The sequence below is a fragment of the Enterobacter cloacae complex sp. P6RS genome (assembly GCF_014982245.1).
Taxonomy (GTDB): domain Bacteria; phylum Pseudomonadota; class Gammaproteobacteria; order Enterobacterales; family Enterobacteriaceae; genus Enterobacter; species Enterobacter bugandensis.
In genome coordinates this window covers 203,068-229,340 of record NZ_JADCLB010000017.1, presented here as the reverse complement: position 1 = coordinate 229,340, position 26,273 = coordinate 203,068, and the positions used below count along the sequence as shown (strand labels likewise).

General features: G+C 58.4%; 25 protein-coding genes. 14 read left to right on the top strand and 11 right to left on the bottom strand.

All coding sequences use genetic code 11. The features are described 5' to 3' along the window. Positions 1-85: 85 nt before the first annotated feature. Genes INF73_RS11230 through gspG form a run of 8 tightly spaced genes read right to left on the bottom strand, consistent with a single transcriptional unit; the run spans position 86 to position 5,961 of the window. The gene (locus INF73_RS11230) at positions 86-598 is read right to left on the bottom strand and encodes a hypothetical protein (RefSeq protein ID WP_028012055.1); all 513 of its coding nucleotides are present in this window, start codon (positions 596-598) and stop codon (positions 86-88) included. Continuing rightward, positions 595-1,113 carry a hypothetical protein gene (locus INF73_RS11225; protein ID WP_028012056.1) on the bottom strand — a complete coding sequence of 173 codons (519 nt, stop codon included), beginning with the start codon at positions 1,111-1,113 and terminating at the stop codon, positions 595-597. Before INF73_RS11225 ends, INF73_RS11230 begins: the two co-directional genes overlap by 4 nt. Continuing rightward, entirely contained in the window at positions 1,097-1,612 is a 516-nt protein-coding gene (locus tag INF73_RS11220) for a hypothetical protein (RefSeq protein ID WP_047363890.1), read from the bottom strand. Before INF73_RS11220 ends, INF73_RS11225 begins: the two co-directional genes overlap by 17 nt. Beyond that, entirely contained in the window at positions 1,590-2,306 is a 717-nt protein-coding gene (locus tag INF73_RS11215; protein WP_193541153.1) for a hypothetical protein, read from the bottom strand. The genes INF73_RS11220 and INF73_RS11215 overlap by 23 nt, the downstream gene beginning before the upstream one ends. Further along, the gene (locus INF73_RS11210) at positions 2,290-3,909 is read right to left on the bottom strand and encodes a GspE/PulE family protein (protein WP_028012059.1); all 1,620 of its coding nucleotides are present in this window, start codon (positions 3,907-3,909) and stop codon (positions 2,290-2,292) included. The genes INF73_RS11215 and INF73_RS11210 overlap by 17 nt, the downstream gene beginning before the upstream one ends. Further along, positions 3,909-5,078: a type II secretion system F family protein gene (locus tag INF73_RS11205; protein WP_193541155.1), complete on the bottom strand. Its 1,170-nt coding sequence runs from the start codon at positions 5,076-5,078 to the stop codon at positions 3,909-3,911. The genes INF73_RS11210 and INF73_RS11205 overlap by 1 nt, the downstream gene beginning before the upstream one ends. Next, complete coding sequence (locus INF73_RS11200) at positions 5,075-5,539, bottom strand: lytic transglycosylase domain-containing protein (protein ID WP_193541157.1); 465 nt, start codon at positions 5,537-5,539, stop codon at positions 5,075-5,077. The genes INF73_RS11205 and INF73_RS11200 overlap by 4 nt, the downstream gene beginning before the upstream one ends. A 2-nt stretch (positions 5,540-5,541) precedes the next feature. Next, complete coding sequence (gene gspG, locus INF73_RS11195; protein ID WP_045259779.1) at positions 5,542-5,961, bottom strand: type II secretion system major pseudopilin GspG; 420 nt, start codon at positions 5,959-5,961, stop codon at positions 5,542-5,544. Positions 5,962-6,277: 316 nt separating this feature from the next. On the opposite strand from gspG, the gene INF73_RS11190 reads away from it, so the two are divergent. The 8 genes from INF73_RS11190 to INF73_RS11155 all read left to right on the top strand — a co-directional run bounded on the left by INF73_RS11190 (position 6,278) and on the right by INF73_RS11155 (position 16,247). Next, positions 6,278-8,107, top strand: a complete 1,830-nt coding sequence (locus INF73_RS11190; RefSeq protein ID WP_193541159.1) for a glycosyl hydrolase family 18 protein — start codon at positions 6,278-6,280, stop codon at positions 8,105-8,107. A 365-nt stretch (positions 8,108-8,472) separates the two neighbouring features. Next, a complete protein-coding gene (locus tag INF73_RS11185; protein WP_193541161.1) occupies positions 8,473-9,192 on the top strand; it encodes a FadR/GntR family transcriptional regulator in 720 nt (239 codons plus the stop codon). Continuing rightward, complete coding sequence (locus INF73_RS11180; protein ID WP_045630680.1) at positions 9,189-10,202, top strand: ABC transporter ATP-binding protein; 1,014 nt, start codon at positions 9,189-9,191, stop codon at positions 10,200-10,202. The genes INF73_RS11185 and INF73_RS11180 overlap by 4 nt, the downstream gene beginning before the upstream one ends. Beyond that, positions 10,199-11,281 (top strand): ABC transporter ATP-binding protein, encoded by a 1,083-nt coding sequence (locus tag INF73_RS11175; protein WP_088205260.1) that lies wholly within the window; start codon positions 10,199-10,201, stop codon positions 11,279-11,281. The genes INF73_RS11180 and INF73_RS11175 overlap by 4 nt, the downstream gene beginning before the upstream one ends. Before the next feature lie 2 nt (positions 11,282-11,283). Next, complete coding sequence (locus tag INF73_RS11170; RefSeq protein ID WP_074171829.1) at positions 11,284-12,798, top strand: ABC transporter substrate-binding protein; 1,515 nt, start codon at positions 11,284-11,286, stop codon at positions 12,796-12,798. A gap of 18 nt (positions 12,799-12,816) precedes the next feature. Then, positions 12,817-13,758, top strand: coding sequence for an ABC transporter permease (locus INF73_RS11165; protein WP_028012068.1), 942 nt, complete (start codon positions 12,817-12,819; stop codon positions 13,756-13,758). 2 nt (positions 13,759-13,760) lie between these two features. Continuing rightward, entirely contained in the window at positions 13,761-14,636 is an 876-nt protein-coding gene (locus INF73_RS11160) for an ABC transporter permease (protein ID WP_193541163.1), read from the top strand. A gap of 9 nt (positions 14,637-14,645) precedes the next feature. Then, entirely contained in the window at positions 14,646-16,247 is a 1,602-nt protein-coding gene (locus INF73_RS11155; protein ID WP_193541268.1) for a gamma-glutamyltransferase family protein, read from the top strand. 56 nt (positions 16,248-16,303) lie between these two features. Here INF73_RS11155 and INF73_RS11150 read toward each other — a convergent pair whose 3' ends face one another. After that, the gene (locus tag INF73_RS11150) at positions 16,304-17,074 is read right to left on the bottom strand and encodes an amidohydrolase (protein ID WP_041911141.1); all 771 of its coding nucleotides are present in this window, start codon (positions 17,072-17,074) and stop codon (positions 16,304-16,306) included. A gap of 108 nt (positions 17,075-17,182) precedes the next feature. Further along, positions 17,183-19,627 (bottom strand): acyl-CoA dehydrogenase FadE, encoded by a 2,445-nt coding sequence (fadE, locus tag INF73_RS11145; RefSeq protein WP_028012072.1) that lies wholly within the window; start codon positions 19,625-19,627, stop codon positions 17,183-17,185. Between the two features lie 239 nt (positions 19,628-19,866). On the opposite strand from fadE, the gene lpcA reads away from it, so the two are divergent. Further along, on the top strand, positions 19,867-20,445 hold the full coding sequence (lpcA, locus tag INF73_RS11140; protein ID WP_003863232.1) for a D-sedoheptulose 7-phosphate isomerase: 579 nt from the start codon (positions 19,867-19,869) through the stop codon (positions 20,443-20,445). Between the two features lie 48 nt (positions 20,446-20,493). Then, the gene (locus INF73_RS11135) at positions 20,494-21,261 is read left to right on the top strand and encodes a class II glutamine amidotransferase (protein ID WP_028012073.1); all 768 of its coding nucleotides are present in this window, start codon (positions 20,494-20,496) and stop codon (positions 21,259-21,261) included. Here INF73_RS11135 and dpaA read toward each other — a convergent pair. Next, positions 21,232-21,972, bottom strand: a complete 741-nt coding sequence (gene dpaA, locus INF73_RS11130) for a peptidoglycan meso-diaminopimelic acid protein amidase (protein WP_041911140.1) — start codon at positions 21,970-21,972, stop codon at positions 21,232-21,234. The two genes, INF73_RS11135 and dpaA, sit on opposite strands and share 30 nt — an antisense overlap. A gap of 298 nt (positions 21,973-22,270) precedes the next feature. On the opposite strand from dpaA, the gene INF73_RS11125 reads away from it, so the two are divergent. Genes INF73_RS11125 through INF73_RS11110 form a run of 4 tightly spaced genes read left to right on the top strand, consistent with a single transcriptional unit; the run spans position 22,271 to position 26,270 of the window. Beyond that, the gene (locus INF73_RS11125; protein ID WP_193541166.1) at positions 22,271-23,614 is read left to right on the top strand and encodes a Na(+)-translocating NADH-quinone reductase subunit A; all 1,344 of its coding nucleotides are present in this window, start codon (positions 22,271-22,273) and stop codon (positions 23,612-23,614) included. 2 nt (positions 23,615-23,616) lie between these two features. After that, positions 23,617-24,852, top strand: a complete 1,236-nt coding sequence (locus tag INF73_RS11120; protein ID WP_028012076.1) for an NADH:ubiquinone reductase (Na(+)-transporting) subunit B — start codon at positions 23,617-23,619, stop codon at positions 24,850-24,852. Beyond that, positions 24,845-25,639 carry a Na(+)-translocating NADH-quinone reductase subunit C gene (locus INF73_RS11115; protein WP_041911137.1) on the top strand — a complete coding sequence of 265 codons (795 nt, stop codon included), beginning with the start codon at positions 24,845-24,847 and terminating at the stop codon, positions 25,637-25,639. Before INF73_RS11120 ends, INF73_RS11115 begins: the two co-directional genes overlap by 8 nt. Beyond that, entirely contained in the window at positions 25,632-26,270 is a 639-nt protein-coding gene (locus INF73_RS11110; protein WP_028012078.1) for an NADH:ubiquinone reductase (Na(+)-transporting) subunit D, read from the top strand. Before INF73_RS11115 ends, INF73_RS11110 begins: the two co-directional genes overlap by 8 nt. The last annotated feature ends 3 nt before the right edge of the window (positions 26,271-26,273 follow it).

The window sequence follows — 26,273 nt, the reverse complement described above, 5'->3', positions numbered from 1 at the left end:
CGGACCGGAGGCGCCGCACGTTGTGCACAGCCGCTCAGTAGCGCGCATGACAACAAAAAAGTGAGAGCAATAGTTTTTTTCATGATTAATGTGTCGGTTCCGATTGCAGCTCATCCAGTTCCAGCCGCTGCTGGCTATGGGTGGGCTGCCATTCAAACAGGAGGTGGTCGTTCGCCACCGCTTTTAAAATCCAGTTGTTGACCGGCGAACTGCCGATCCAGATCCTGCCGTCCGCCCTGCAGCGCTCGCAGACCGGCCAGGTCTCTTTGCCATCCGTCAGCACAACGATCCTCTGACGGTTTTCCCACCAGGCACCGAGGAGCTGAAGCGGTAGCGGCGGTGCGGTTGGTGTCGCCTCTTCAGGCCGATCGTTTTCCGGCGGCTTTTCTGCTGCGTCTTGCGCCCTGCTATGTGGCGTTGAAAAGAGATCGATGCGCGTTGCGTGAGCCGTCTCCGGCTTTGCTGGCGCGGGGCGCGGGCGTGAGACCGGCTGCGCCTCAAGCGGCGCTTGCGATATCTCGTCATCGGCAAACTGGCTCCAGAAAACAGCACCGGCGGTCAGCACCAGCGCCAGCTGTAAATAGCGCGGCAGTTTCATGGCGACTCCTTCAACAGGCGAAGCTGCACGGTGGCGCTGAGCTGGCTTTCCGATGGCCCGGCGCGCCGCAGGCTTAGCTGCTCAATGCGTAACGGCAAAGTGCGGCTTAGCGTTTCCAGGGCGTCCATCAGCGGCAGATATTCACCGCGCAGCGGAATATCCAGCCGTAGCGCGGTTTTGCCGTCGTCGTTTTCCAGCTGATAGCGGCTGGCGTCGACCTTCATCCCTCGGCTCCTGAACTGCTCAAAAATGAGCCTGACCTGCTGATATTCTCCGAGGCTGATGCGGCTTTGCAGTTCCGGCTGCTGTTTATCCAGCGGCAGCGCGGTTTGTAGCTGCGCCTGGATCCGGGCAAGGTTCTCCTGCAAATGGATGGTGTGCGGCCGCACGCCGCCAAGCCATAACAGCAGCAGTCCTGCGGGCAGCCCGGCGAGCACGAGCGGAACCGTTCCGATGCGCCCGGCAAATAACGCCGCCTGCCAGCGCAGCACGGCGGGTTTATTCTGAAGCCGCATGGTGCGCCTCCGTCGTCACCTTGACGTCGAGTACCGCGTTAATCGGCCAGGCAGGATCGCCCTGCGCCGACTGGCGATGGTTCTCAAGCACCACATGCGCCGGCAACTGCTGTAGCCGCTCGCTAAAGGCGAGCAGGGCGTCAAGATTGCCTGCATTCACCGTAAGCCGCGCATCGCCTTTACTGGCAATGACGTCAATGCTCAGGAGCGCAATATCAGGCGTCAGTACGCTGCCGATGTTGTCCAGCAGCTTGATGGCCGGCGGGACGGCCTGCAGTTGCTGAGCCTGGCGCAACCGGCGCTGCTCCGCTTCACGCAGCTGGCGCAGCACCTGCTGCCGTTGGGCGAGCTGCTGCTGTACCTGCGATGTCTCCAGCTCAAGGCGCTGGTGCTCAAACAGGCCATACATCACGGCACCGGTGAGCGGTAAACAGAGGAGTCCGGTTAACAGCAGGGTGCGTGCGGCCCACGGGGAACTACGCGTAAACAGCGGCGTCATGAGGACTCTCCTGTAGCGCGACTTCCTGGTGATGCTCACCGTCGGTATGAATGACGTAGCCAGGACAGTCCTGCATTCCGCTTAGCCGGGCGATAACCCGCAGCTGGGCATCTATCTCCTGCTGTGGCAGGGTGAGTGTCCAGACGTCGCGCCAGCTGTGGTGCTGACGGCTGGCAATCCGGCTATGGTGGGGGCTCATCGCCACAAACAGGCCGTTTTCCGGCAGTGCGGCGGCGAAGTGGCTAAACAGCTTTTGAAACGGCGTGACAACACCGCGAAAACGCAGCCGCTCCCGACGCGCCAGCGCGACAAGCAGGTGCCAGCAAGGTTGCTTCAGGCACGCGGCCAGCGCTGACTGCTGCCAGTTAAGGGTCTCGAAGCGCACCTGCCAGTCGACGGGCGGACTCGCGCGAAGAACCGCCTGCTGTCGGGCGAGCTGGAGCAGTTCCTGCGGTGTGGTCACGCCGTCATGCCAGGGCTGAATTAAAAACGTCAGATCGTCGGTATCGAGGTGAAACTCCACCGCGTCACGCCACGGTAAGACGGAAGGGCGCAGGCGCAGCAGCGTTTCGAGCGCGGCTTCAAGAGACTCATCTGGCCGGCGTTCATGGGTGGCGAGAACCACGTTGTTGCGGCGCAACCGCACGGCATGAGGCCAGATGTCGCACTGCCAGGTGTTAGTGAGTGATAACACGGTTTACCTCCTCCCAGGTGGTTTTGCCTTCGACAACGGCGCGCAGCGCGATGGTCGAGAGCGGAACAAAACCGTCATTCAGCGCCACTTCCTTTAGCTTGCGCCGGGGCGATCGCGCCAGCATTGCCTCTTTCATCGCATCGCTGAAATGCAGCACTTCCGCCAGCGCCAGCCTGCCGCGAAAACCGCTGTCGCGGCAGGTATCGCAGCCTCGCCCTCGACGCCAGCGGGGCGTGAGCTGCTGCAGCGGTCCGGATTGCCACGCCGCGAGAAGGTCATCTGTGGGTGTGGTGTCATCAATACAGTCCGGGCAAATCTGGCGCACCAGCCGTTGCGCCACGACGCCGTTAAGGGCGGTGATCAGGCTGGCGGGCTCCACCTGCATATATAAAAAACGTTCCAGTACGCTAAAGACGTCATTGGCGTGAACCGAGGAGAGCACCACGTGGCCGGTGAGCGCCGCCTGCACGGCAATGCCAGCGGTTTCACCGTCGCGGATCTCACCCACCAGGATGATGTCCGGGTCGTGACGCAAAATGGCGCGCAGGCCGCGGGCGAAGGTGAGCCCTTTTTTATCGTTGACCGGAATTTGCAGCACGCTGTTGAGCTGGTACTCCACGGGATCTTCAATGGTGATAATTTTGCATTCACCACTGTTGAGTTCGCTGAGTGCTGAATAGAGGGTGGTGGATTTCCCGCTCCCCGTTGGCCCGGTGACGAGCACCATACCGTGGGGCAGATGGGTTAACTGGCGAATCGCGCCCAGCGTGTGTTCATCAAAGCCGAGCGTCTCCAGGCGCAGGTTTTGATCGTGAGATTTATCCAGCACGCGCAGTACGGCATCCTCGCCATAGACGCCCGGCATGATGGACACGCGAAAATCGACGGGACGCTGGAGAATCAATGCCTTAAAGCGCCCGTCCTGAGGCGTGCGTCGTTCGGAAATGTCCATGCAGCTTAATACCTTGAGACGGGAGATCACCTGCTCCGCCTGCTGAAGTCCGGCGCAGTGGCGAATGCTGTGCAGGACGCCATCAATGCGGTACTTCACCATCAACCCATCCGCGACGGCGCAAAGATGAATATCGCTGGCGCGGCTCTGCAGGGCATCAAACAGCGTGGCGTTAACCAGCTTAATGACGGCGTGGGGTTCACTGGCGATGGCTGCTGGGGTGATCTCCAGCCACCGGGCCTCTTTATTCTCTTCACTCTGCTGCTGCTCCAGCTGATCGAGCGTGCGCTGCTGTTTTGCCAGTTCATCAAGGCGGGCATTAAGCTGAGAGAGCGGGGCGAGCGCGGGGAGCGCATTCACGTTATAGGCCCACTGGCGCAGCGCCAGTGAAAACGGATCGCCCAGCGCAACGTGGAGCTGACCGTTAACGCGCAGCGGCAATGCTCGCTGGCTGAGCGATTCGGTCAGCGGCACGGCTTCGAAATCCTCTTCGCTGTCGGCGAGCTGTGTGGGTGAGAGCGGCGTGAGCCCCAGGGAGCCGGCGGCTTCTTCTAACGCGCCGGGGAAACTGTCCAGCAGTTCCGCCAGCGCCTGACAGCGCTGCTCGTCTGGCAGGTCGAAAAGGGGTTCTACAGACGGTGAGTGAGACATTATTGCAATCCTCCTGCCAGTTCAAAAATGGGCATGTACAGTAAAAACACGACGAGCCCAACGATGCCGCCAACGACCATCATCAGAATCGGTTCAAAAATTTTGCTAAAGGTTTCAATCGCGCGTTCCAGCGATTCATCATAAAAAGCGGCGATCCGCTCGCACATGGCAGGCAGTTCGCCGCTGCGCTCGCCGACCTGCAGCAGACGGCTGGCGACAGGAGTGGTCATCTGCTGGGCTTCCAGCATGCGGGAGAGCGACTCGCCGGCGGCGACGTCGCGGATAACCTGTTCAACCTGCTGACGATGCGTGGCGGGCAGGATCTCCCGGCTCAGCTTTAACGCATCCGGCGCGGGAAGGCCGCCCTGTAACAGCAGGCCCAGCGTGCGGTAAAAACGTACCAGCACAGAAAGCTGATGCTGCTGGCGTAAGGCGGGAATGCGCAGCAACAAACCGAGCGCGCGCTGGCGCAGGCGCGGGCTACGCACCGCCATCACGACGCCTGCAACCGCTGCCGCGCAACCGGCCAGCAGCAGCGAGCCATGAGTTTGCGTCAGGCGTCCCCACCAGAGGATAAGCTGTGCGCTGGCGGACGGGTTCTTCATCCCGTCAAACACCACGGAAAAACGCGGAATAATAAAGCCGAGCAGAAAGAACAGAATTATCCCGCCGGCGGCAATGACAATCGTCGGATAGAGCAGGGTTGATTTAATCCGCTTGCGCAGAATTTCCATTCTTGATTCGTAAAACTGAAAACGCTTTAGCGCTTCGGGTAAGTGTCCGGTTTGCTCAGAAGAGGCAACGGTGTTAATCAGCAGAGGCGGAAACAGTGCTGGTAGCGCCATCATCGCCTGGGAGAGTTGCGCTCCTTCGTAGAGCTTTTTAACCAGCGTATCCAGAACCAGCGAGGTGCCACCGTCGCGGCTGCTTTCGCGCAGCGCTTCGACGGCCTCGACCACGACCAGCCCGGCTTCCAGCAGAGCGATAAGCTCCTGCAAGAACAGATTCAGTGGAAAGCGTTTCTCCTTGCGGGCGGGGCGTTCCTGTACCTGCAAAACGATGCCGCCGCCGGCAATAATGCGGGCGCTGGCATCATCAGGCGACGCGGCAAGTACGGTCTGATTGACGCGTTTCCCCCCCTGGAGGATGGTGACGGTATATGGTTTCATTTTGGCGACAGTGTATGGCTCTGCCTTTTAAGGCGGGCATAATGCGGAGCCACTTTTCTTATGTATTGTTGACGAAGCGCGCGGCGCTGGGGGGTATTTGCCGTTCCGGCGTTATACGCCCCCACCGCGTCCCAGGTATAACCAAAGCGCTGGATTTGACCTGCCAGGATCCAGGCGCCGGTCATGACACTTTGGCAAGGGTCGGTTAGCAGATCTTTTTGACTAATACGAAATTTACGCAGCGCATCGAAGTGAATGCTATTGATCTGCATCAGACCGACATCCATTGAGCCATCACGATTTTTGTTGATGGCCCGGGTATTACCGTTGGATTCCACTATCGCTATCGCCTGTAATAGCTCTGGCTCAATGCCGTAACGCTCTCCCGCCAGCTGCCAGCAATCGGCACGGCAGGAAAATACGCTGAAGATAAACAGCGAATATAAGGGCAGGCGCAGCATATTCAGAACCCGTAAGTGACAGGCTTACCGTCTTTACCGCCGGAGGTAATTTCGACTTCATTAATGGCGTCTTTTGTCCGGGCGGGGTTATGCCACTGGTACGGATTGCCCCACGGGTCTAACGGCACATGCTGGCTAAGATAAGGGCCATTCCAGTTTTGCGCGTTGGAAGGCTTTTCAGTCAGCGCTTTCAGACCTTGTGTTTCACTTGGATAACTGCCGGTGTCGAGGCGATATTGCCCTAGAGCCTCAGCAAGCGAGCGCATCTGGCGCATGGCGGTTTTCTCCTTAGCCGAGTCGACATTTGAGAAGACTTTTGGCCCGACAAATCCTGCCAGCAGCGCAATAATCATCAGCACGACCAGCAGTTCAAGCAGGGTGAAACCACCCTGTTTTCGCATCACGTTTGTTGCATATTTCATTGAGAGCGTCCCTAGTTGGATAATAGTTGTGATTAATTCCTGAATTTTCCCTGATAAAAGAGTGGGAACACAGGTATGCCATCTTTTTTAATTGGTGAAGATGGGAAAATTAAATAAAGAAGCGTCTTACAGGATGCGAGAATTCTCCCGTGCTGTCGTTGAAGTATTTATTATAAATGCGAGAGATATTTCTTATTTAACTCGGAGGGTTTCCTGATTCACCACTCTATTATCCCCAACGATCTCGGCGCTAAAAAAAAAGACAATTTACGAGGTAATCCACAGGACTATCATCACAAAGCAATAAGGAACTTTGATGAAAAAACTTACATTATCTCTGTTAATTGGTAGCGCATTAATGGCGCAGTCGGCTTTCGCGGCGCAGGCACCGCGAGCGGTCACCTATCTGACCTCCTGGGGCGTTCCGGTCGAGTCCGCTGAGGATATGAAAGAGGTGAAAGCGGATACGTTCCTGCTTTCATTTGGTGGCTGGGATGCAAGCGGTAAGCTGTCCAGTTCCGATAATATTGTTGCAGTACCACAATATGATCCCTGGTACATTAATGCGCCAGCCTATGTCGTGTGGAGTCAGCTGAAGCTGGCGCACCCGGAGAAAAAAATGATGCTGGCGCTCGGCGGCGAGACGTACTCCGCGATGTGGTCTTATCTGAATAACGCGCAAACGCGAGAAACGCTGGCGCAGAATCTGGTGAATCTGCTGAATACCAACTTCCCGGTATATAAAAAGAACCTGAAGCCGGAAGAGATGGTTGGCGAATGCCTGAGTGCCGACTGGCAAGGCAAATGTAACATGGCGAACTACCAGAAGGCGGGTACCGTTCAGCTTGACGGCATCGATTTTGACTTTGAAAAGCCCGATCGCGTCACGCCAGAGGAAAATGCAAACCTGCTGGATCTGGCTGAACGGGTTCGTAGCAAGCTCAATGCGTCCGGCAGCAAAAAGCTGCTGAGCCTGACCACCTATCACGTTGGTGCTGACCCGGAGAACTGCACCAACAGCGCGGTAACCGAGAATTGTTCCTTCGTTGAGGCGGCGCGCTCTTCACACCATGGCGAAGTTCTGCCGCTGTTGACGCAGGGGAAAAACGTTTTCGATTTCTTCAACGTCATGGCCTATGACGCCGGCCCACGCTTTAAGTATGACGTGGCGATGGCTAACTACGCCCGGGCGGTGGGAGATAAGAGCAAAATCGTTCTCGGTCAGACCATCAACTCCCAGTGGGGGCCAGAAGGTCGCTTTGTTGAAAACCGACAGAACAACGTAAACCGTGCGGGCTGGCAGGCGGAAAACGGCTATGGTGGGTTCTTTATCTGGACGTTGGGTTCAAACGATCAGCAGCTGTCCATCCCGCAGCAGGTTGACTATTTCAATGAAATGAAAGAGCGCGCGGACCTGATGTCGCCTGAACGCCCGCAGGACACCGTCGCGCCAACTGCGCCAGCAGGACTGAAGGTGCTGAACAATGGCTTGACTATCACCCTTGCCTGGCAGCCCTCCACCGATGACCGTGGCGTAGTGGGATATGACATCTACCGTAATGACATCAAAGTCGGGTCTTCAACGGACACCCAGTGGACCGATAATGCAGTAGAAGCCGGCGGTGTGGTGTACCACTACAGCGTGAAAGCACGTGATGCAGCGAACAATATCTCTGAAAGCAGCAACGTGGTTAAGGTAGAAACCGTACAGGTCGAAGAGGGACGTCCTGACGCGCCAGGCGGCCTGGCACTGGTTTCTTCGACGGAAAACAGCCTGACGGTGAAATGGAATGCGGTAGACAACGCGGTGAAATACCATGTACTACGCGATGGGGCGGAGTTACTCACCGTAAGCGGAACGCAGATCTTCGACAGCGGCCTGCGCGCGGGAACAACCTACAGCTACCAGGTGATCGCCGAAAATGCCAAAGGTCATCAGTCTCTCGCCAGTACACCGCTTAAAGCCACGACGAAAGAGGGGTCTGTGACGCCTGAGCCGGAAGGCGAGTGGAAAGTCGGTACGCGCTATAAGACTGGAGAAATTGTCACGTATAACGGCACACAGTATCGCTGCGTGCAGGGGCACACGTCTCAGTCCGACTGGGCGCCGACTGCGGCTGCGACGCTTTGGCAGCCTGTTCCTTAATCTTTCGCGGCCCTCGCAAGGGGGCCATTTTCAGGCGTAAGCACGCCTTATTTATTACTTTTTGTTAACTTGTTGTTATCATTTATAGTGCAAAAAATTAACAATGGCACTATTGTAGTGCAATATTTGCACTGTTTTTGTGCGTTTCATGTTCTTTTTCGGCCTTTATCGTCTCAGGATGCCGCTTGCATCTGTAACAATACGTTGCTGTAACCCCTTCATTTACTACCGCTTTTTTAAATCTCTTTTGAACCATTAAAAAATTGGTTCGTTTATTGCTTAATCATTAGCACGATAAGTAGCACGCCATATCAATAACTTATCGTTCATAAAAAGAAAATAACGATGATAGTGAGCGAACCAATATGGAAAAACCGTCACGGTTTCTGGCCAATTCCAGCACCGCGCTTGAGCAACTGCGCGGGCTAATCAGCCAGCATGAGTCAACACCAGGCACTCCGCTGCCCACGGAACGTGAGCTGTCGGAAACACTCGGCGTAGGACGACGCGAAGTGCGTCGCGCGCTGGACGTGCTGGAAGAAGAAGGGCGGATCTGGCGTAAACAGGGCAAAGGCACCTTTATTGGTCCGGCTGCCCCTGTTGAACCGCTGGCCCTTCAGGGATTGGTTCAGCAGACCAATCTGCTGGAAGTGATGGAAGCTCGTATACAGATCGAACCCGGCTTAGCCCGGCTTGCGGCACTGCGTGCCACCAGGGAAAACCTCGCGCTCATGCAGCGCATGCTGGAACGCATCGACAAGGTCAGCCCGGATGACCGCGATCTCAATGAACTCTGGGATAGCGCCTTTCACCGCGCCATTGCCGAGGCGGCGGGCAATCGCCTGATGCTCGGCCTGTTTGACGCCATTGACGCCGTGCGGCGCGAACCCGGCTGGCAGCATCTGCGTGAATTAGCCCGCACGCCCGAACGTGTCGACAGCTATAACGACCACCATCACAAGATCATGTCCGCGATTATCCATCGCCAGCCTAATGAAGCAGCGGCCGCCATGCGCGAACACCTGCTTAGCCTGCAAAACGCCCTGATTCAGGCGATCCACCTTGAGGACGATTTCACGCTATGACGACGATCCCGTTTAAGGACTCCACGCCTGTACTCCGGCTGAATAATCTCAACGTTAAGTTTTCCGGCTCGCCGGTCAGCGTCCTGGACGGCATTTCCCTGACGGTCAAAGCGGGCGAAACGCTGGCGCTGGTGGGGGAGTCCGGCTGCGGGAAAAGTATCACCTCACTGGCGCTAATGGGTTTACTGCCCGCCAGCGCGCAGATTGTCAGCGGCGAGATGCAGTTTCGCCGCCACGACCTGCGCAAGCTCTCGCCGCGGGAGTATGCCGACCTGCGCGGCAGCGAGCTGGCGATGATTTTCCAGGAACCGATGACCTCGCTCAATCCGGCCTTCACGTTAGGCGATCAGCTCAGTGAAGCGGTCATGCGTCACCAGAACGTTACTCGCCCGGAGGCGATGAAGGTCGCGCTGCAGATCCTTGAGAAGGTGCAGATCCCGGCGGCGGAGATGCGCCTCAAGGCGTATCCGCACCAGCTTTCCGGCGGCATGCGCCAGCGCGTGATGATTGCCATGGCGCTGATCAACCACCCTAAACTGCTGATTGCCGATGAACCGACCACCGCGCTCGACGTCACCATCCAGGCGCAAATCCTGACCCTGCTGAACACCCTAAAAGAGGAAACCGGCACGGCGGTGCTGATGATCACCCACGATTTAGGCGTGGTGGCTGAAGTGGCCCAGCAGGTGGCGGTGATGTATGCCGGACAGGTGGTAGAGCAGGGAAGCGTTGAGGCAATATTCGCTGACCCGCAGCACCCGTACACCATCGGCCTGATGGGCTCGATCCCTTCGCTGGGCGCACGCAAAGGCCAGCTCTCTACCATTCCCGGAACGGTCCCGCTCCCGGAATCCATGCCGCAAGGCTGCCGTTTCGCGACGCGCTGCCCGTTTGCGCAGTCGCGCTGTCATGATGAAAAACCGCAGCTCACCACGCTCGGCGCGGGCCATCAGGTCGCCTGCTTCCGCGTGCCGCTCGAACACCACATTGCCCTGGGAGAGACCGCATGACCACGCCCATACTAGAGGCTCGGGACCTCAGCAAGCTTTTCCCCGGTCCGAAAAAACTCTTTTCCCCGGCCCGGTTTGTCACGGCGGTCGATCGCGTTTCGCTTGCCGTGATGCCGGGCGAAACGCTGGCGATTGTCGGCGAGTCCGGTTCCGGGAAATCCACCCTTGGCCGACTGCTGCTGCGTCTGCTGGCCGCCAGCGAAGGACGCGTGTTTTATCAGGGGGAGGAGATTACCCACGCCACAGGTGCCCGTCTGAACCAGCTCCGGCGCGAGCTGCAGATTATTTTTCAGGATCCTTTTGCCTCGCTGAACCCGCGCATGACGGTGGAGCAGATCGTCGGTGAGCCGCTGTGGCTGCACCAGAACATGAAGAAAGCGGATCGTCAGTACCGCGTCGCGGAGCTGCTCAAGACCGTTGGCCTGCCTGCCGCCTGGGCCGGGCGCTATCCGCACGAGTTTTCCGGCGGGCAGCGCCAGCGTATTGGCATTGCGCGCGCGCTGGCTTCGGGGCCAAAGCTGCTGCTGGGCGACGAGCCGGTTTCCGCGCTGGATGTGTCGGTGCAGGCGCAGGTGGTTAATCTGCTGGAGAGCCTGAAGCACCAGCTGGGGCTGACGATGGTGATCGTCGCCCACGGTCTGGCGGTGATCCGCCACATGAGCGACCGCGTGGCGGTGATGTACCTTGGGCAGATCGTTGAGCTTGCCACCGTCGACGAGATCTTTGACGCACCGCTGCACCCTTACACCCAGGCGCTGATCGCCTCGGCGCCGCAGATGCAGCCGGGTGTTGAGCGCGACGCGCCGCTGCTGCAGGGGGATCTGCCGAACCCGGCGAACCCGCCGTCGGGCTGTCGCTTCCACACCCGCTGCCCGTACGTCACTGACGAATGCCGCCAGGTCGAGCCGATTAATCAGGTGTTCGACGGCGGGCGTCAGGTTGCCTGCCACCGCTGGCAGGAAATTAACCGCGATCGCAGCGTTATCCAGATCGCACCGCCATCCGCAGCCTTTCTGCGCCGCCGCGCGCTGTTTGAACACGCGGCCACTCACTCCTCCCTTCCTTCAAGGAACTCATGATAATGACAATGCGTAATTCTCTTTTGACCGTACTGGGAAGTGTTATGTTGCTTGGCGCGGCGCTGCCCGCCCATTCTGAAAGCGTGCTGCGAATCGGCTTGGGAGCAGACCCGGACATGCTCGACCCGCACCTGGCGCGCACCTACTATGGCCGCTTCGTGTTTGCCTCCCTGTGCGACAGGCTGGTGGACGTCGACGAGCATCTGAAGGTCGTGCCAGGTCTCGCGAAATCGTGGGCCTGGAGCGCCGACGGCAAAACGCTGACCATGGATCTGCGCGAAGGCGTGACTTTCCATGACGGAGAGAAATTCGATGCTGCCGCCGCGAAATACAACCTCGACCGCGCCCTGACCCTCAAAGGCTCCCTGCGGAAAAGCGAGATCTCCTCCGTGGAATCGGTAGAGGTCACCGGCCCGATGCAGATAGCGCTGCACCTGAAAACGCCGGACGCCGCGCTGCTGATGCAGCTTACCGACCGCGCGGGCGCGATGATGGCGCCCGAGGCTGCGAAAAAGCCTGACTTTGCCGCCCATCCGGTCTGTTCCGGCCCGTACAAGTTCGACAGCCGCGTGTCGCAGGACCGCATCGTTCTGACCCGCTTCGACAACTACTGGAACAAAGGCGCCTACCACTTCGACAAAATTATCTATCTGCCGATCCCGGATGCCTCCGTGCGTCTGGCGAACCTGCGCGCGGGAGATCTGGATCTGACCGAAGGCATCGCCGCCAGCGACGTCAAAACCGTCGAAGCCGACAGCAAGCTGGCGCTGGCGAAGGTCACCGGCCTGGGCTATCAGGGGATCACCTTCAATATTAACAACGGCAAGGTCCCGGCGAACGATCCGTTCAAAGATGCCCGCGTGCGCGAGGCGTTTTCTCAGGCCATCGACCGTGAAGCGTTAAACCAGGTGGTTTTCGAAGGCCTCTACACTCCGGCAAACCAGGCGTTTTCGACGGTGAGCCCGTATCACGTGAATCTGCCGGTTCCGCCGCGCGACGTTGATAAAGCCAAAGCGCTGCTCAAAGCGGCAGGCGTCACCGCGCCGCTGACCGTCAACCTGCTGGTGCCGAACAACCCAACCTCGCAGCAGGTGGGACAGGTATTGCAGGCGATGGTCGCCGAGGCCGGCTTCACGCTGAACCTGCAGATGACCGAATTTGCCACGCTGCTGGATCGCCAGCAGAGCGGTGATTATCAGCTGAGCTTCTCCGGCTGGTCGGGTCGCCCGGATCCGGACGGCAGCATCTACGGCTTTATCCACAGCAACGGCACGCTTAACGACGGCCGTTACAGCAACGCGCAGGTCGATGAGTGGCTGACGCAGGCGCGCCAGAGCACCGACCAGGCCGCACGCCAGCCGCTGTATGACAAGGTGGTGAAGCAGCTGCAAACCGACATGCCGATTGCCTACCTCTACTTCGAGCCGCGCATTTTTGGCCTGAACAAGCGCGTGCAGGGCTTTAAGCCTTACCCGGACGGCATCGTGCGTCTGGCGGGTTTGACGCTGGCGAAATAAACGTCCTGAGGAGAACCCATGCTGGAACTGATTTGCAAACGTCTGCTGCTGGCCGTCCCGACGCTATTGCTGGTAAGCATGATGGTGTTCGGGCTGCAAAAGCTGCTGCCCGGCGACCCACTGATTGCGATGGCCGGTGAGGAACGCGATCCGGCGGTGATCGCCCAGCTGCGCGCGGAGCTGAACCTGGATGCGCCGATCCCGGTTCAGTATTTCCACTGGCTGACGCGGGCGCTGCAGGGCGATCTTGGCGTCTCCTTGCGCACGCACGAGCCGGTGACAGAGCTTATCGCCAGCAAGCTACCGGTTACGCTGGAGCTGTCGCTGCTGGCGATGATTATTGCGCTGGTGTTTGGCATCAGCATGGGGATCCTTGCGGCGGTGAATAAAAACAGCTGGGTCGATCACGGGGCGAACTTCGTGGCGATCTCGGGGATCTCTATTCCCCACTTCTGGCTGGGGATCCTGCTGATTCTGGTCTTCTCGGTGAACCTGCAGTGGCTGCCCGCGTCCGGCTACGTGCCGTTCAGTGAAGATCCGCTTCAGAACCTGCGCACGCTGCTGCTGCCCGCGTCCGTGCTAGGAACCGGGCTGGCGGCGACGCTGATGCGCCATACCCGCGCCTCGATGATTGCGGTGCTGAAAGCGGATTATATCCGTACCGCACGCGCCAAGGGGCTGCTGCCGAAGGCGGTCATTCTAAAGCACGCGTTTCGCAACGCGCTGGTACCGGTGATCACCCTCACCACGCTGCTGTTCGGCGAGCTGCTGGGCGGCGCGGTGCTGACCGAGCAGGTGTTCACCATTCCGGGCTTCGGCAAGATGATCGTCGACTCGGTGTTCAACCGTGACTACGCGGTGGTGCAGGGCGTGGTGCTGATCGTGGCGATCGGCTTCCTGCTGCTCAACCTGCTGGCCGACGTGCTTTATGTCCTTATCAACCCGAAAATGCGAGGTTAACGATGGCGGAACTGACGACGCAAACCGTAGCCCCCGCGCTGCCGCGCGCGCAGAACCGGGTGCTGAAGAAATTCCTCGCCAATAAAAGCGCGGTGCTTGGCGCGCTTGTGGTGGGTTTCTTTGTGCTGGTGGCGCTGCTGGCGCCGTGGATCGCCCCGTTTGACCCGGTTAAAGCCAACTTCCTCGCGGTGCGCAAAGCGCCGTCAGCGATGTACTGGTTCGGCACCGACGAGCTGGGGCGCGACATTTTGTCCCGCATTATCTGGGGAGCGCGAACCTCGCTGATGGCGGGCTGTATGTCGGTGGTTATCGCGGTGGTCATCGGCGTGCCGCTGGGGCTGGTGGCGGGCTACTTCCAGAAGATGTGGGACGGCGTCATCTCGCGCTTTATCGAGGCGCTGCTGGCCTGTCCGTTCCTGATCATGGCGATCGCGCTGGGGGCATTTTTAGGCCCGAGCCTGACCAACGCGATGATCGCCATCGGTCTTTCGGCGATGCCGATCTTCGCCCGCCTGACGCGCGGGCAGGTGATCGCCATTCGCAACGAAGAGTACATCGACGGCGCGCGGGCGATTGGCCTGCCGGATCGCTGGATCATCATTAAATACGTTCTGCCAAACGTGATGTCGCCGATCCTGGTTCAGGCCACGCTGGCCATTGCCTCGGCGATTATTGCCGAAGCCAGCCTGTCGTTTTTAGGGCTGGGGCAGCAGCCGCCCAATCCGTCCTGGGGGTCCATGCTCAATACCGCGAAAGGTTTCCTTGAGCAGGCGCCGTGGATGTCCGTTTTCCCCGGCGTGGCGATTTTCCTTGCCGTGCAGGGCTTTAATTTACTTGGCGACGGGCTGCGCGATGCGCTCGATCCGCGCCACGACTAAGGAGTCATGATGACCAAAGCGCTTGATTTTACATCCGGTTACGCTTCACGCCGCCCGCCGATGATGGGCCACAACGCCGTTGCCACTTCGCAGCCGCTGGCGGCGCAGGCGGGAATGAAAATGCTGCAGCTGGGTGGTAATGCCGTCGATGCGGCCATTGCCACCGCCATGGCGCTGACCGTTGTCGAGCCGACCGGCAACGGCATCGGCAGCGATGCCTTTGCCATCGTCTGGGACGGAGAAAAACTTCACGGCCTGAACGCGTCCGGGCGCTCGCCGGCCAGCTGGCATGCGGATCTGTTTGCCGGTAAAACCGCAGTGCCGGAAATCGGCTGGGACGCGGTGACGGTGCCGGGTGCGGTGTCGGGCTGGGTGGCCCTGGCGGAACGCTTCGGCACGCTACCGCTGACCACCCTGGCGCAGCCTGCGATTGACTACGCGCGCAACGGCTTCCCGGTCTCACCGCTGATTGGTCATCTCTGGCAGCGCGGCTATAACAAGCTGAAAGATCAGCCGGGCTTTAGCGCCTGCTTTGCGCCGGAAGGCCGCGCCCCGCGCGTGGGGGAGATCTTCCGTAACCCGGCGCAGGCTCATTCGCTGGAGCTGATTGCCAAAACCAACGGTGAAGCCTTTTACCGCGGCGAGCTGGCGCAGAAAATTGCCGCCTTCGCCCAGGAGCACGGCGCGCACCTGTCAGCGGAAGATCTGGCAAACCATCGCGTGGACTGGGTTGACCTGCTGTCGCGCGACTTCGCGGGCGGCTCGGTACAGGAGCTGCCGCCCAACGGGCAGGGGATCGCCACGCTGATTGCACTCGGTATTCTGGAGCAGTGCGGCATTGAGAAACATCATCCGGACTCCGTGCAGTCTCTGCACTTATCCATTGAAGCCATGAAGCTGGCGCTGGCGGATCTCGACCGCTACGTGGCGGATGAAGAACATATGGAGTTCGCAGCAAAAGAGCTGCTGAGCGACCATTATCTGAAGTCGCGTGCGGCGCTTATCGATCGCGATAACGCCTCTGACTTTGTGTACGGTTCACCGAGGCAGAGCGGCACGGTCTACATCAGCACCGCGGACGCCAGCGGGATGATGGTTTCGTTTATCCAGTCCAACTTTATGGGCTTCGGTTCAGGCATTGTGGTGCCGGATACCGGAATCAGCCTGCAAAACCGCGGCTGCGGCTTTGTGCTCGATCCCAAACACCCGAACGCGCTGGCGGGCAGCAAGCGTCCTTTCCACACCATCATTCCGGGCTTTGCGATGGACGGCAACGGCCAGCCGCTGATGTCCTTCGGCGTGATGGGCGGCCCGATGCAGGCGCAGGGGCACATGCAGATGGCGCTGCGCATCATGCTGCACGGGCAAAACCCGCAGGCGGCCATCGACGCGCCGCGCTGGCGCGTGGTGCAGGGCAGGGAGGTGATTGTTGAATCGACGTTCGATCGCAACACCATTGCCTCGCTGCGCGAGCGCGGGCATCAGATCGTGGTGGAAGATCCGCTCCAGGATTACAACTTCGGCGGTGCGCAGGTGATCTATCGTATGCCGGAAGGGCACTACGTGGCCGCGACGGAAAGCCGAAAGGACGGGCAGGCGTTAGTGAGTTAAAAGAAGCAAGCAACATTGGTAGGCCGGGTAAGGCGTAGCCGCCACCCGGCATTTTTTCACCCGATGCTAAACGGATCCGCATCCTGCCACGCCGGGAACTTCTCGCGATACTCCTTCAGCGCCGTTAACGATAATTCAGCATCAATGCGCGTCGCCTGATGCGGTTCGGCGGTGGCAATAATCTCGCCCTGCGGGTTCACCACCCGGCTGTCGCCGCGGTAGTGGTGGCCGTTGCCGTCCGTCCCCACGCGGTTACAGCCCACCACGTACGCCTGGTTCTCAATCGCGCGAGCCACCAGCAGCGCCTGCCAGTGCAGCGAGCGCGGCGCGGGCCAGTTGGCGACGTACAGCGCCAGGTCGTAATCGTTGCGGTTGCGCGACCACACCGGGAAGCGCAGGTCGTAGCAGACCAGCGGCAGGATGCGCCAGCCGCGCCACTCGAACACCACGCGCTCGTTACCGGCTTCATAATGATGATGTTCATCGGCCATGCGGAACAGGTGGCGTTTATCGTAAAAATGCACCTTCCCTTCCGGCTCAACCAGCAGGAAGCGGTTCACCGGGCCGCGTTCCGTCTGCAGTGCGGCGCTCCCGGCGATCAGCGCGTTGGTTTGCTGCGCTTTGGCATGCATCCAGGCGACCACCTCTTCCTGGGGCATCGACTGTTTCGCCGCTTCCATCGCAAAGCCGGTGGTAAACATCTCCGGCAGGACAATCACATCTCGCCCGGTAATCTCTTCCAGTTGACGATCAAAGTGGCGCAGGTTGGCAGGGCCATCCATCCACACTAAAGGCTGCTGCAAAATCGAAATCTTCAAACCAGGCACGATACAGACTCCTCAAACGACCCCTTTTTGACACTGTAGCACGTCATTACGAGAAAATGTGGCAATAAAAAACCCCGCACCGGGCGGGGTTTGTCAGAGCGAAGCGGGTTATGCCGCTTCAGGTTTGCGATGCTTCTCCGGCAGCTTTACCGGCTGCGTCGCCAGCTCTTCCGGTTCGAAATCATCCACGTTAATACTGCGCAGACGGCTTTCTTCGGCTTTCACCAGCAGCGCAGCTTCGTCGTTATTGATAATGCCACCGGCCAGCGCCTGTTTCGCCAGTTCGTCCAGACGGGTAAACGGCAGGTTTTTACCCAGCTGTTTGCAGATTTTCTGGTGAATCGGGTCGGCGGCCATCACGTCCAGCAGCGCCTCTTCCAGCAGGCCCACCGGGTTATGCGGCGTTGGCGCCAGATACTGACCGCGGCCAATGCGGGAGCGGGTTGCGCTCGGAACCTGCAGGATCTTCGCCACCTTGTGGTCCAGCTTGTCGGACGGCGCCAGGTGATGACGACCGGTCGGGAAGATCACCACGCGCAGAGCGCCAGCCACGAAGCGGTTCGGGAAGTTCGCCAGCAGGTCGTCAATCGCCTGTTCCGCCTGATACATCGCATCCTGCACGCCCCAGTGCACCAGCGGCAGATCCGCTTCCTGACGGCCTTCGTCGTCGTAGCGTTTCAGCACCGCAGAGGCCAGGAAGATCTGGCTCAGCACGTCGCCCAGACGGGCGGAGATACGCTCGCGACGCTTCAGGCTACCGCCCAGCACCGCCATGGAAACGTCGGACAGCAGAGCCAGGTTGGCGCTCAGACGGTTCAGATGCTGGTAGTAACGTTTGGTCGCATCGCCGGTTGGCGTCGCACTGGTCAGGCCGCGCGTCAGGCCCAGCCAGAAGCTCCGCACCTTGTTGCTGCCCACGTGACCGATATGTTTGAACAGCAGCTTGTCGAAGGCGTCCACGTCGTTATTCTGCGCAGCGGCCATCTCTTCCAGCACGTACGGATGGCAGCGAATCGCACCCTGGCCGAAGATCATCATGCTGCGGGTCAGGATGTTGGCCCCTTCCACGGTGATGGCAATCGGTGCGCCCTGATAGCCGCGCGCCAGGAAGTTGCCTTCGCCGAGCATAATGCCTTTACCGCCCGCGATATCCATCGCGTCAATGATCGACTGCTGCGCGCGGTGGGTACAGTGGTACTTCACAATCGCGGACAGCACGGCCGGTTTTTCGCCCAGCATGATGCCGTAGGTAATCAGGGATGCAGCGGCGTCCATTACGTAAGCGTTGCCCGCGATGCGCGCCAGCGGCTCTTCGATACCTTCCATCTTGCCGATGGAGATTTTGAACTGACGGCGAATGTGGGCATAAGCGCCAATTCCCATCGCGACGGACTTCAGGCCGCCGGTTGAGTTCGACGGCAGGGTAATACCGCGACCCACCGACAGACATTCCACCAGCATTCGCCAGCCCTGACCGGCCATTTTCGGGCCGCCGATGATGTAGTCAATCGGCACGAAGATATCCTGGCCGCGGGTCGGGCCGTTCTGGAACGGCACGTTCAGCGGGAAGTGACGACGGCCAATTTCCACACCCGGCGTCGAGGTTGGGATCAGCGCACAGGTAATGCCCAGATCTTCTTCACCGCCCAGCAGTTTTTCCGGGTCGGAGAGCTTAAAGGCCAGGCCGAGCACGGTGGCGATAGGCGCCAGGGTGATATAGCGTTTGTTCCAGGTCAGGCGCATGCCCAGCACCTGCTGGCCCTGCCACTCTCCCATACAGACCACGCCGGTATCCGGGATTGCGCCTGCATCGGAGCCTGCTTCCGGGCTGGTCAGCGCGAAGCACGGGATTTCCTGACCGCGCGCCAGTCGCGGCAGATAGTGATCTTTCTGCTCTTCCGTACCATAGTGCTGCAGCAGTTCGCCCGGGCCTAAGGAGTTCGGTACGCCGACGGTAATCGCCAGGATCCCGGAGACGCCTGCCAGCTTTTGCAGCACACGAGCCTGCGCGTAAGCGGAGAACTCAAGACCGCCGTACTCTTTCTTGATGATCATCGCGAAGAAGCGATGCTCTTTCAGGTACGCCCACAGCTCCGGCGGCAGGTCGGCCATTTCGTGGGTAATAGCAAAGTCGTTCGCCATGCGGCACGCTTCTTCCACCGGGCCGTCAATAAAGGCCTGTTCTTCGGCGGTCAGGCGCGGCTGCGGATAGTTGTGCAGCTTTTTCCAGTCCGGGTTGCCCTGGAACAGATCGCCTTCCCACCAGGTGGTGCCCGCATCAATCGCTTCTTTCTCGGTGCGCGACATCGGCGGCATCACTTTGCGGAAGCCTTTAAATACCGGCGCGGAGATCATCGACTTACGCATCGGGGCCAGGTTAAACGGCAGCAGAATGATGGCAAGAGGGACCAAAATCCAGATATTCCAGAGACCTGCGACGCCAAGCGCAGCCGTCCAGGCCAGAAGAATCAGGCTGCTCAGGAATAAACTGACGCGGTGATAGAACAACACACCGAGCAGTACAACGGTTGCGAGAATGCTCAAAATCATCATAAAGAAAAGCTCCCTTGCTTGTAGGAGGTCTGACCACTTGTGATGATATGGTTGTAGTTGATGTGAATTCCTTTAGCAATGTGTTTACAAAATAATTACAACCTGGTTCACATTGTTCGCGTTTTCGCCGGCACAAAAAATCAAAACGCCGGACGATTCGCATGGCTTTAGCTTCTCGCTTTTCCCGCTATCCGGTACACTCCACTGTGTTATTTCATCAATACTGAAGGATTATCCTCATGTACCAGGATCTTATTCGTAACGAACTGAACGAAGCGGCGGAAACGCTGGCGAACTTTCTGAAAGATGATGCCAATATTCACGCTATTCAGCGCGCGGCGGTCCTGCTGGCCGACAGTTTTAAGGCCGGTGGCAAAGTGCTCTCCTGCGGTAACGGCGGTTCCCACTGTGACGCCATGCACTTCGCCGAAGAGCTGACCGGACGCTATCGCGAAAACCGTCCGGGCTACCCGGCGATTGCGATTTCCGACGTGAGCCACATCTCCTGCGTAGGCAACGACTTCGGTTACGACCACATCTTTTCCCGCTACGTTGAGGCAGTAGGCCGTGAAGGCGACGTGCTGCTGGGTATCTCTACCTCCGGTAACTCCGCGAACGTGATCAAAGCGATCGCCGCCGCGCGTGAAAAAGGGATGAAGGTCATCACCCTGACCGGGAAAGATGGCGGTAAGATGGACGGTACGGCGGATATCGAAATTCGCGTTCCGCACTTCGGCTATGCAGATCGCGTTCAGGAGATTCACATCAAAGTGATCCACATCCTGATCCAGCTGATCGAAAAAGAGATGGTTAAGTAAGACTTCGCTGGGGGGCGCCGGTGCCCCCCGCTGTTGTGGAGGTGATGTATGTGCGAACTGCTCGGGATGAGCGCCAATGTGCCAACCGATATCTGCTTTAGCTTCACCGGGCTGGTTCAGCGCGGTGGGGGAACCGGGCCGCATAAAGACGGCTGGGGCATCACCTTCTATGAAGGCAAAGGGTGTCGCACGTTCAAAGATCCACAGCCCAGCTTTAACTCACCGATTGCCAAACTGGTGCAGGACTATCCCATTAAATCCTGTTCGGTGATCGCGCATATTCGCCAGGCAAACCGCGGCGAAGTTGCCCTGGAAAATACCCATCCCTTTACCCGCGAGCTGTGGGGCCGTAACTGGACCTACGCGCACAACGGGCAGCTTACGGGCTATAAATCTCTGGAAACGGGCAACTTCCGTCCGGTGGGCGAAACGGACAGCGAGAAGGCCTTCTGCTGGCTGCTGCATAAGCTGACGGAACGTTATCCGCGCACGCCCGGCAATATGGCCGCCGTATTCAAATACATCGCGACGCTGGCAGCCGAATTGCGTGAAAAAGGCGTGTTTAACATGCTGTTGTCTGACGGGCGCTACGTGATGGCGTTCTGCTCGACGAATCTCTTCTGGATCACGCGCCGTGCGCCGTTTGGCGTTGCTACGCTGCTCGATCAGGATGTGGAGATAGATTTTCAGAAAGAGACCACACCGAACGATGTGGTCACAGTCATTGCAACGCAGCCGCTGACGGGCAACGAAACCTGGCAAAAGATTATGCCAGGCGAGTGGGTGCTATTTTGTCTCGGGGACCGTGTAATTTGACGCCAGCTGCGGGTGGACGACTTCGTGGCTCAGCGGTTTGCTGACCACGTAACGGCCATCGACGATAGAGACTACCGGCGGCTTGTGGGTCTGCTCAAAGTAGTCATAACCCGGCTTCAGCTGTTTCCAGAAATCGGCGTAGTAAGAGTACTTATGGCGCGCCATATTGGCATCGGTCATGCGGAACGGATAGATGCTGACCTGAACGTTAGGCTGCCCAAAGACCAGTGCGCCGGTTACGAACTGGAAAATCTCATCAATGCCGGAGTCGGTCATCGCGTAGCAGCCGACAGACACGCAGGCACCGTGGATCATCAGGTATTTCCCTTCATAACCGTGAGCACGGTCATAGGCGTTCGGGAAACCGATGTTGATCGCTTTATAGAAGCGGCTATCCGGCTTTAGCTGGTTACGCTGAACGTTGTAAAAACCTTCCGGACTTTTGAAATCGCCCTGACGCTGTTTCGGGCCCAGCCCGCCGGAATAGTTACAAATTTTGTAGCTATCAAGCAGCTGATATGTTTCGCCCATTTTTACAAACAGATCGAGCGTGCGCTCTTCCTTGAAAATTTGAATATAAACCGGGGATCCCATTAACTGCTGTTTATATTCTTTGCTGATCGGCGTGGTGGAGCTGTTGCTGCTGAGCAGCCCGGCAAACGACATGCACGGAATCAGAAGCATCGCAATGAACAATGCGATTTTACGCATACTACAAATTCCTTGATAAAACCTGGACTAACTTGCCAGGACGGCAAAAGAGACCCGAAATCAGATTATTCTGTTAGGTGCGCTCACATTAGCACCGCTATAGATTTTCGCAAGAGCCGGGCGGTGAGTTTACAAATTAGTTTTACTTTATAAACCATCCAAAACGCGCTGACTCCAGGAACTTTGCGTAATAGCTCGCAATTTGGCGCGCCCGACGGTGGATCTCCTGCCCGAGAGAAGGGGAAAATGTTACACTTTGCGCCCACTGGATTGTTGTTTATGGATACCTGCTAACCACATGTTTAAAATAAAAAAAGGACTTAATTTGCCGATTGCAGGCGTGCCTGAGCAGCACGTCTCGTGTGGCGCAAGCGTCCGTCATGTCGCAATTTTAGGTGACGATTATCTGGGCATGCGTCCTTCAATGCTGGTGCAGGAGGGCGATCGCGTGATCAAAGGGCAGGCGCTCTTTGAAGACAAAAAAAATCCCGGCGTCATGTTCACGGCCCCCGCCAGCGGCACCGTGGTAGCGATCAACCGCGGCGAGCGTCGCGTGCTGCAGTCGGTGGTAATCCGCATTGAAGGCGATGAACAGCGTGAGTTTGCTCGTTATGATGCGGCAGATCTCGCGACGCTTAGCCGCGAAGATGTGCAGGCTCAGCTGCTCGCGTCCGGCCTGTGGACGGCGCTGCGTACGCGTCCTTTCAGCAAATCACCCGTTCCTGATACCGCCCCGGCTGCCATTTTCGTGACGGCCATCGACACCAACCCGCTCAGCGCAGACCCGCAGCCCATTATCCTGGCGCAGCGTAAAGCCTTTGATGCCGGGCTGACCGTTCTGACTCGCCTGACGCCCGGAAAAGTGCACGTTTGCCAGGCCAGTGGCAGCAAGCTTGGCGGCCATCCGCAGGGACAGGTTACGTTTAATGAATTTTCCGGCCCGCATCCGGCGGGTCTGGTCGGGACCCATATCCACTTCCTTGAGCCGGTGAGCCTTAAAAAACAGGTCTGGCACCTTAATTATCAGGATGTCATTGCCATCGGCAAGCTCTTTACTACGGGTGAACTCTGCGCTGAACGGATTATCGCTATCGGCGGGCCGCAGGCCGCAAACCCGCGTCTGGTTAAGACGCTTCTGGGAGCAGACATTAATGAACTGCTGTCAAGGGAAACGAAAGAGGGTGAAAACCGCCTCATTTCCGGTTCGGTACTCAGCGGCCGCCGCGCTGTCAATGCGCACGCGTACCTGGGACGTTTCCATCTTCAGGTGAGCGTCGTTCTGGAAGGGCGTGAGAAAGAGCTGTTCGGCTGGGTTCTGCCTGGTGCAGAAAAATACTCTGTCACCCGCACCACGCTTGGCCACTTCCTGCGTCATAAGCTCTTTAACTTCTCTACCAGCACGAACGGCGGCGAGCGCGCGATGGTTCCGATTGGCAACTACGAACGTGTAATGCCGCTGGATATTCTGCCTACCGTGCTGCTGCGCGATCTTCTGGCAGGCGATACCGACGGCGCGCAGGCGCTCGGTTGTCTGGAACTGGATGAAGAAGATCTGGCGCTCTGTACCTATGTGTGTCCGGGTAAATACGAATATGGACCCGTATTGCGCGAGGTGTTAACCCGCATTGAGCAGGAAGGATAACCATGGGATTAAAGCACCTCTTTGAAAAAATTGAGCCGCACTTTACCGAAGGGAAGCTCAAAAAGTACTACCCGCTGTATGAAGCGACGACGACTATTTTCTACACTCCGGGTCTGGTGACGAAAGGGGCAGCGCACGTTCGCGATGCCATCGACCTGAAACGCATGATGATCCTGGTGTGGTTTGCGGTTTTCCCGGCCATGTTCTGGGGCATGTACAACGTTGGTCTGCAAACCATTCCGGCGCTGCATCATATGTACGACGCCCAGCAGCTGGCGCAGGTGATCCAGTCTGACTGGCACTATCGTCTGGCGCAGTCGCTGGGCGTCAGCTTTGCGGCTGATGCAGGCTGGGTCAGCATGATGACGCTGGGGGCCGTCTTCTTCCTGCCGATCTACATGACCGTCTTTATCGTGGGCGGCTTCTGGGAAGTGCTGTTCGCCATCATCCGCAAACACGAGATCAACGAAGGCTTCTTCGTGACCTCCATTCTGTTTGCGCTGATTGTTCCGCCCACGCTACCGCTCTGGCAGGCGGCAATGGGGATCAGCTTTGGCGTGGTGATTGCCAAAGAGATTTTCGGCGGCACCGGTCGTAACTTCCTCAACCCGGCGCTGGCGGGGCGTGCGTTCCTGTTCTTTGCTTACCCGGCGCAGATTTCGGGCGACCTGGTGTGGACGGCAGCAGACGGATTCTCCGGCGCGACGCCACTTTCACAGTGGGCGGCAGGCGGCGGCGAAACGCTGGTCAACAATGCTACCGGCCAGCCCGTGACCTGGTTTGACGCGTTTCTTGGCAACATTCCGGGCTCCATTGGCGAAGTATCTACCCTGATGATTTTGATCGGCGGGGCCATCATCCTCTTTGGCCGCGTGGCGTCCTGGCGCATCGTCGCGGGCGTTATGCTCGGCATGGTGCTTACCGCGACGCTGTTCAACCTTATTGGTTCAGACACGAACCCGATGTTCTCCATGCCGTGGTACTGGCACCTGGTGCTGGGAGGCTTTGCGTTTGGCATGATGTTCATGGCCACCGATCCCGTCTCGGCCTCCTTTACCGACAGGGGGAAATGGTGCTACGGCGCGCTCATTGGCGTGATGTGTGTACTGATTCGCGTGGTCAACCCGGCCTATCCGGAAGGGATGATGTTGGCCATTCTGTTTGCCAACCTGTTTGCGCCGCTGTTCGACTACCTGGTCGTGCGCGCCAACATTAAGCGGAGGAAGGCGCGTGGCTGAGGTTAAAAATAACGACAGCATCAGCAAAACGCTGCTGGTGGTTTTGGTACTGTGTCTGGTCTGTTCCATCGTGGTTGCCGGTTCCGCCGTAGGGTTAAAGCCGCTGCAGCAGGAACAGCGCGCGCTGGATAAACAGCGCAACATCCTGGCCGTTGCCGGGCTGATGCAGGAAGGCATGACGAAGGACGACGTCGCAGCGGTGTTTGCCGAACGTATTACCGCACGGCTGGTGGATTTAAAAACCGGCGAGCTGATGGATAAAGACCCGGCGAAATATAACCAGGCGCTGGCATTAAAGGATCCGCAGATGAGCACCGTGCTTGACGCCTCGCAGGATCCGGCTGGCATTAAGCGCCGCAGCAATGTCGCGGAGATTTACCTCGTTCGTGACGAGCAGAAGCGCATACAGGAAATCGTGTTGCCCATCTACGGCAACGGCTTATGGTCAATGATGTATGCGTTTGTGGCACTGGATACCGATGGCCGCACGGTCAAAGGTATTACTTATTACGATCAGGGCGAAACGCCGGGGCTGGGTGGCGAAGTGGAAAACCCTAACTGGCGTGCGCAGTTTATCGGTAAAAAAGTGCTCAATGATAACGGTCAGCCTGCGCTGAAGGTGGTGAAAGGAGGCGCGCGTCCTGGGGATGAATTCGCCGTGGACGGTCTTTCCGGCGCCACACTCACCTCTAACGGGGTGCAGCACAGCTTTGATTTCTGGATGGGTGAACTGGGCTTTGGTCCCTTCCTGAAGAACGTACGTGAAGGAGCGCTGAACAATGGCTGATACGGGTGAACTGAAAGAAGTTAAAAAGGTGCTGATTGGCCCACTTTTAGCCAATAACCCGATAACCCTGCAGGTGCTGGGTGTGTGCTCGGCTCTGGCGGTAACGACCAAGCTGGAAACGGCGGTGGTGATGACGCTGGCGGTAACGCTGGTGACGGCGTTTTCCAGCATGTTTATCTCGATGATCCGCCACCACATCCCCAACAGCGTGAGGATCATCGTGCAGATGGCGATCATCGCCTCGCTGGTGATCGTGGTCGATCAGCTACTGCGCGCTTTCGCCTACGAAACCTCCAAACAGCTTTCGGTGTTTGTCGGCCTGATTATCACCAACTGCATCGTGATGGGGCGCGCTGAAGCCTACGCCATGAAAATGCCGCCGCTGGCGAGCTTTATGGACGGTATCGGCAACGGCCTGGGCTACGGTGTGATCCTGCTGACGGTCGGTTTCCTGCGCGAGCTGATTGGCAGCGGCAAGCTGTTTGGCGTTCAGGTGCTGGATACGGTACAGAACGGCGGCTGGTATCTGCCGAACGGCCTGTTCCTGCTGGCCCCAAGCGCGTTTTTCATTATCGGTTTGCTGATCTGGCTGATTCGTACGCTGAAGCCTGAGCAGCAGGAAAAGGAGTAACCG

Excerpts from the sequence above, each read along its gene's own strand:
- INF73_RS11190 (WP_193541159.1), top strand. The coding sequence starts at position 6,278 with ATGAAAAAACTTACATTATCTCTGTTAATTGGTAGCGCATTAATGGCG.
- INF73_RS11200 (WP_193541157.1), bottom strand. The coding sequence starts at position 5,539 with ATGCTGCGCCTGCCCTTATATTCGCTGTTTATCTTCAGCGTATTTTCC.
- INF73_RS11135 (WP_028012073.1), top strand. The coding sequence starts at position 20,494 with ATGTGCGAACTGCTCGGGATGAGCGCCAATGTGCCAACCGATATCTGC.
- INF73_RS11205 (WP_193541155.1), bottom strand. The coding sequence starts at position 5,078 with ATGAAACCATATACCGTCACCATCCTCCAGGGGGGGAAACGCGTCAAT.
- INF73_RS11110 (WP_028012078.1), top strand. The coding sequence starts at position 25,632 with ATGGCTGATACGGGTGAACTGAAAGAAGTTAAAAAGGTGCTGATTGGC.
- INF73_RS11160 (WP_193541163.1), top strand. The coding sequence starts at position 13,761 with ATGGCGGAACTGACGACGCAAACCGTAGCCCCCGCGCTGCCGCGCGCG.
- gspG (WP_045259779.1), bottom strand. The coding sequence starts at position 5,961 with ATGAAATATGCAACAAACGTGATGCGAAAACAGGGTGGTTTCACCCTG.
- INF73_RS11125 (WP_193541166.1), top strand. The coding sequence starts at position 22,271 with ATGTTTAAAATAAAAAAAGGACTTAATTTGCCGATTGCAGGCGTGCCT.
- INF73_RS11225 (WP_028012056.1), bottom strand. The coding sequence starts at position 1,113 with ATGCGGCTTCAGAATAAACCCGCCGTGCTGCGCTGGCAGGCGGCGTTA.
- INF73_RS11180 (WP_045630680.1), top strand. The coding sequence starts at position 9,189 with ATGACGACGATCCCGTTTAAGGACTCCACGCCTGTACTCCGGCTGAAT.
- INF73_RS11210 (WP_028012059.1), bottom strand. The coding sequence starts at position 3,909 with ATGTCTCACTCACCGTCTGTAGAACCCCTTTTCGACCTGCCAGACGAG.
- INF73_RS11155 (WP_193541268.1), top strand. The coding sequence starts at position 14,646 with ATGACCAAAGCGCTTGATTTTACATCCGGTTACGCTTCACGCCGCCCG.
- INF73_RS11175 (WP_088205260.1), top strand. The coding sequence starts at position 10,199 with ATGACCACGCCCATACTAGAGGCTCGGGACCTCAGCAAGCTTTTCCCC.
- INF73_RS11165 (WP_028012068.1), top strand. The coding sequence starts at position 12,817 with ATGCTGGAACTGATTTGCAAACGTCTGCTGCTGGCCGTCCCGACGCTA.
- lpcA (WP_003863232.1), top strand. The coding sequence starts at position 19,867 with ATGTACCAGGATCTTATTCGTAACGAACTGAACGAAGCGGCGGAAACG.
- fadE (WP_028012072.1), bottom strand. The coding sequence starts at position 19,627 with ATGATGATTTTGAGCATTCTCGCAACCGTTGTACTGCTCGGTGTGTTG.
- INF73_RS11120 (WP_028012076.1), top strand. The coding sequence starts at position 23,617 with ATGGGATTAAAGCACCTCTTTGAAAAAATTGAGCCGCACTTTACCGAA.
- INF73_RS11170 (WP_074171829.1), top strand. The coding sequence starts at position 11,284 with ATGACAATGCGTAATTCTCTTTTGACCGTACTGGGAAGTGTTATGTTG.
- dpaA (WP_041911140.1), bottom strand. The coding sequence starts at position 21,972 with ATGCGTAAAATCGCATTGTTCATTGCGATGCTTCTGATTCCGTGCATG.
- INF73_RS11185 (WP_193541161.1), top strand. The coding sequence starts at position 8,473 with ATGGAAAAACCGTCACGGTTTCTGGCCAATTCCAGCACCGCGCTTGAG.
- INF73_RS11230 (WP_028012055.1), bottom strand. The coding sequence starts at position 598 with ATGAAACTGCCGCGCTATTTACAGCTGGCGCTGGTGCTGACCGCCGGT.
- INF73_RS11220 (WP_047363890.1), bottom strand. The coding sequence starts at position 1,612 with ATGACGCCGCTGTTTACGCGTAGTTCCCCGTGGGCCGCACGCACCCTG.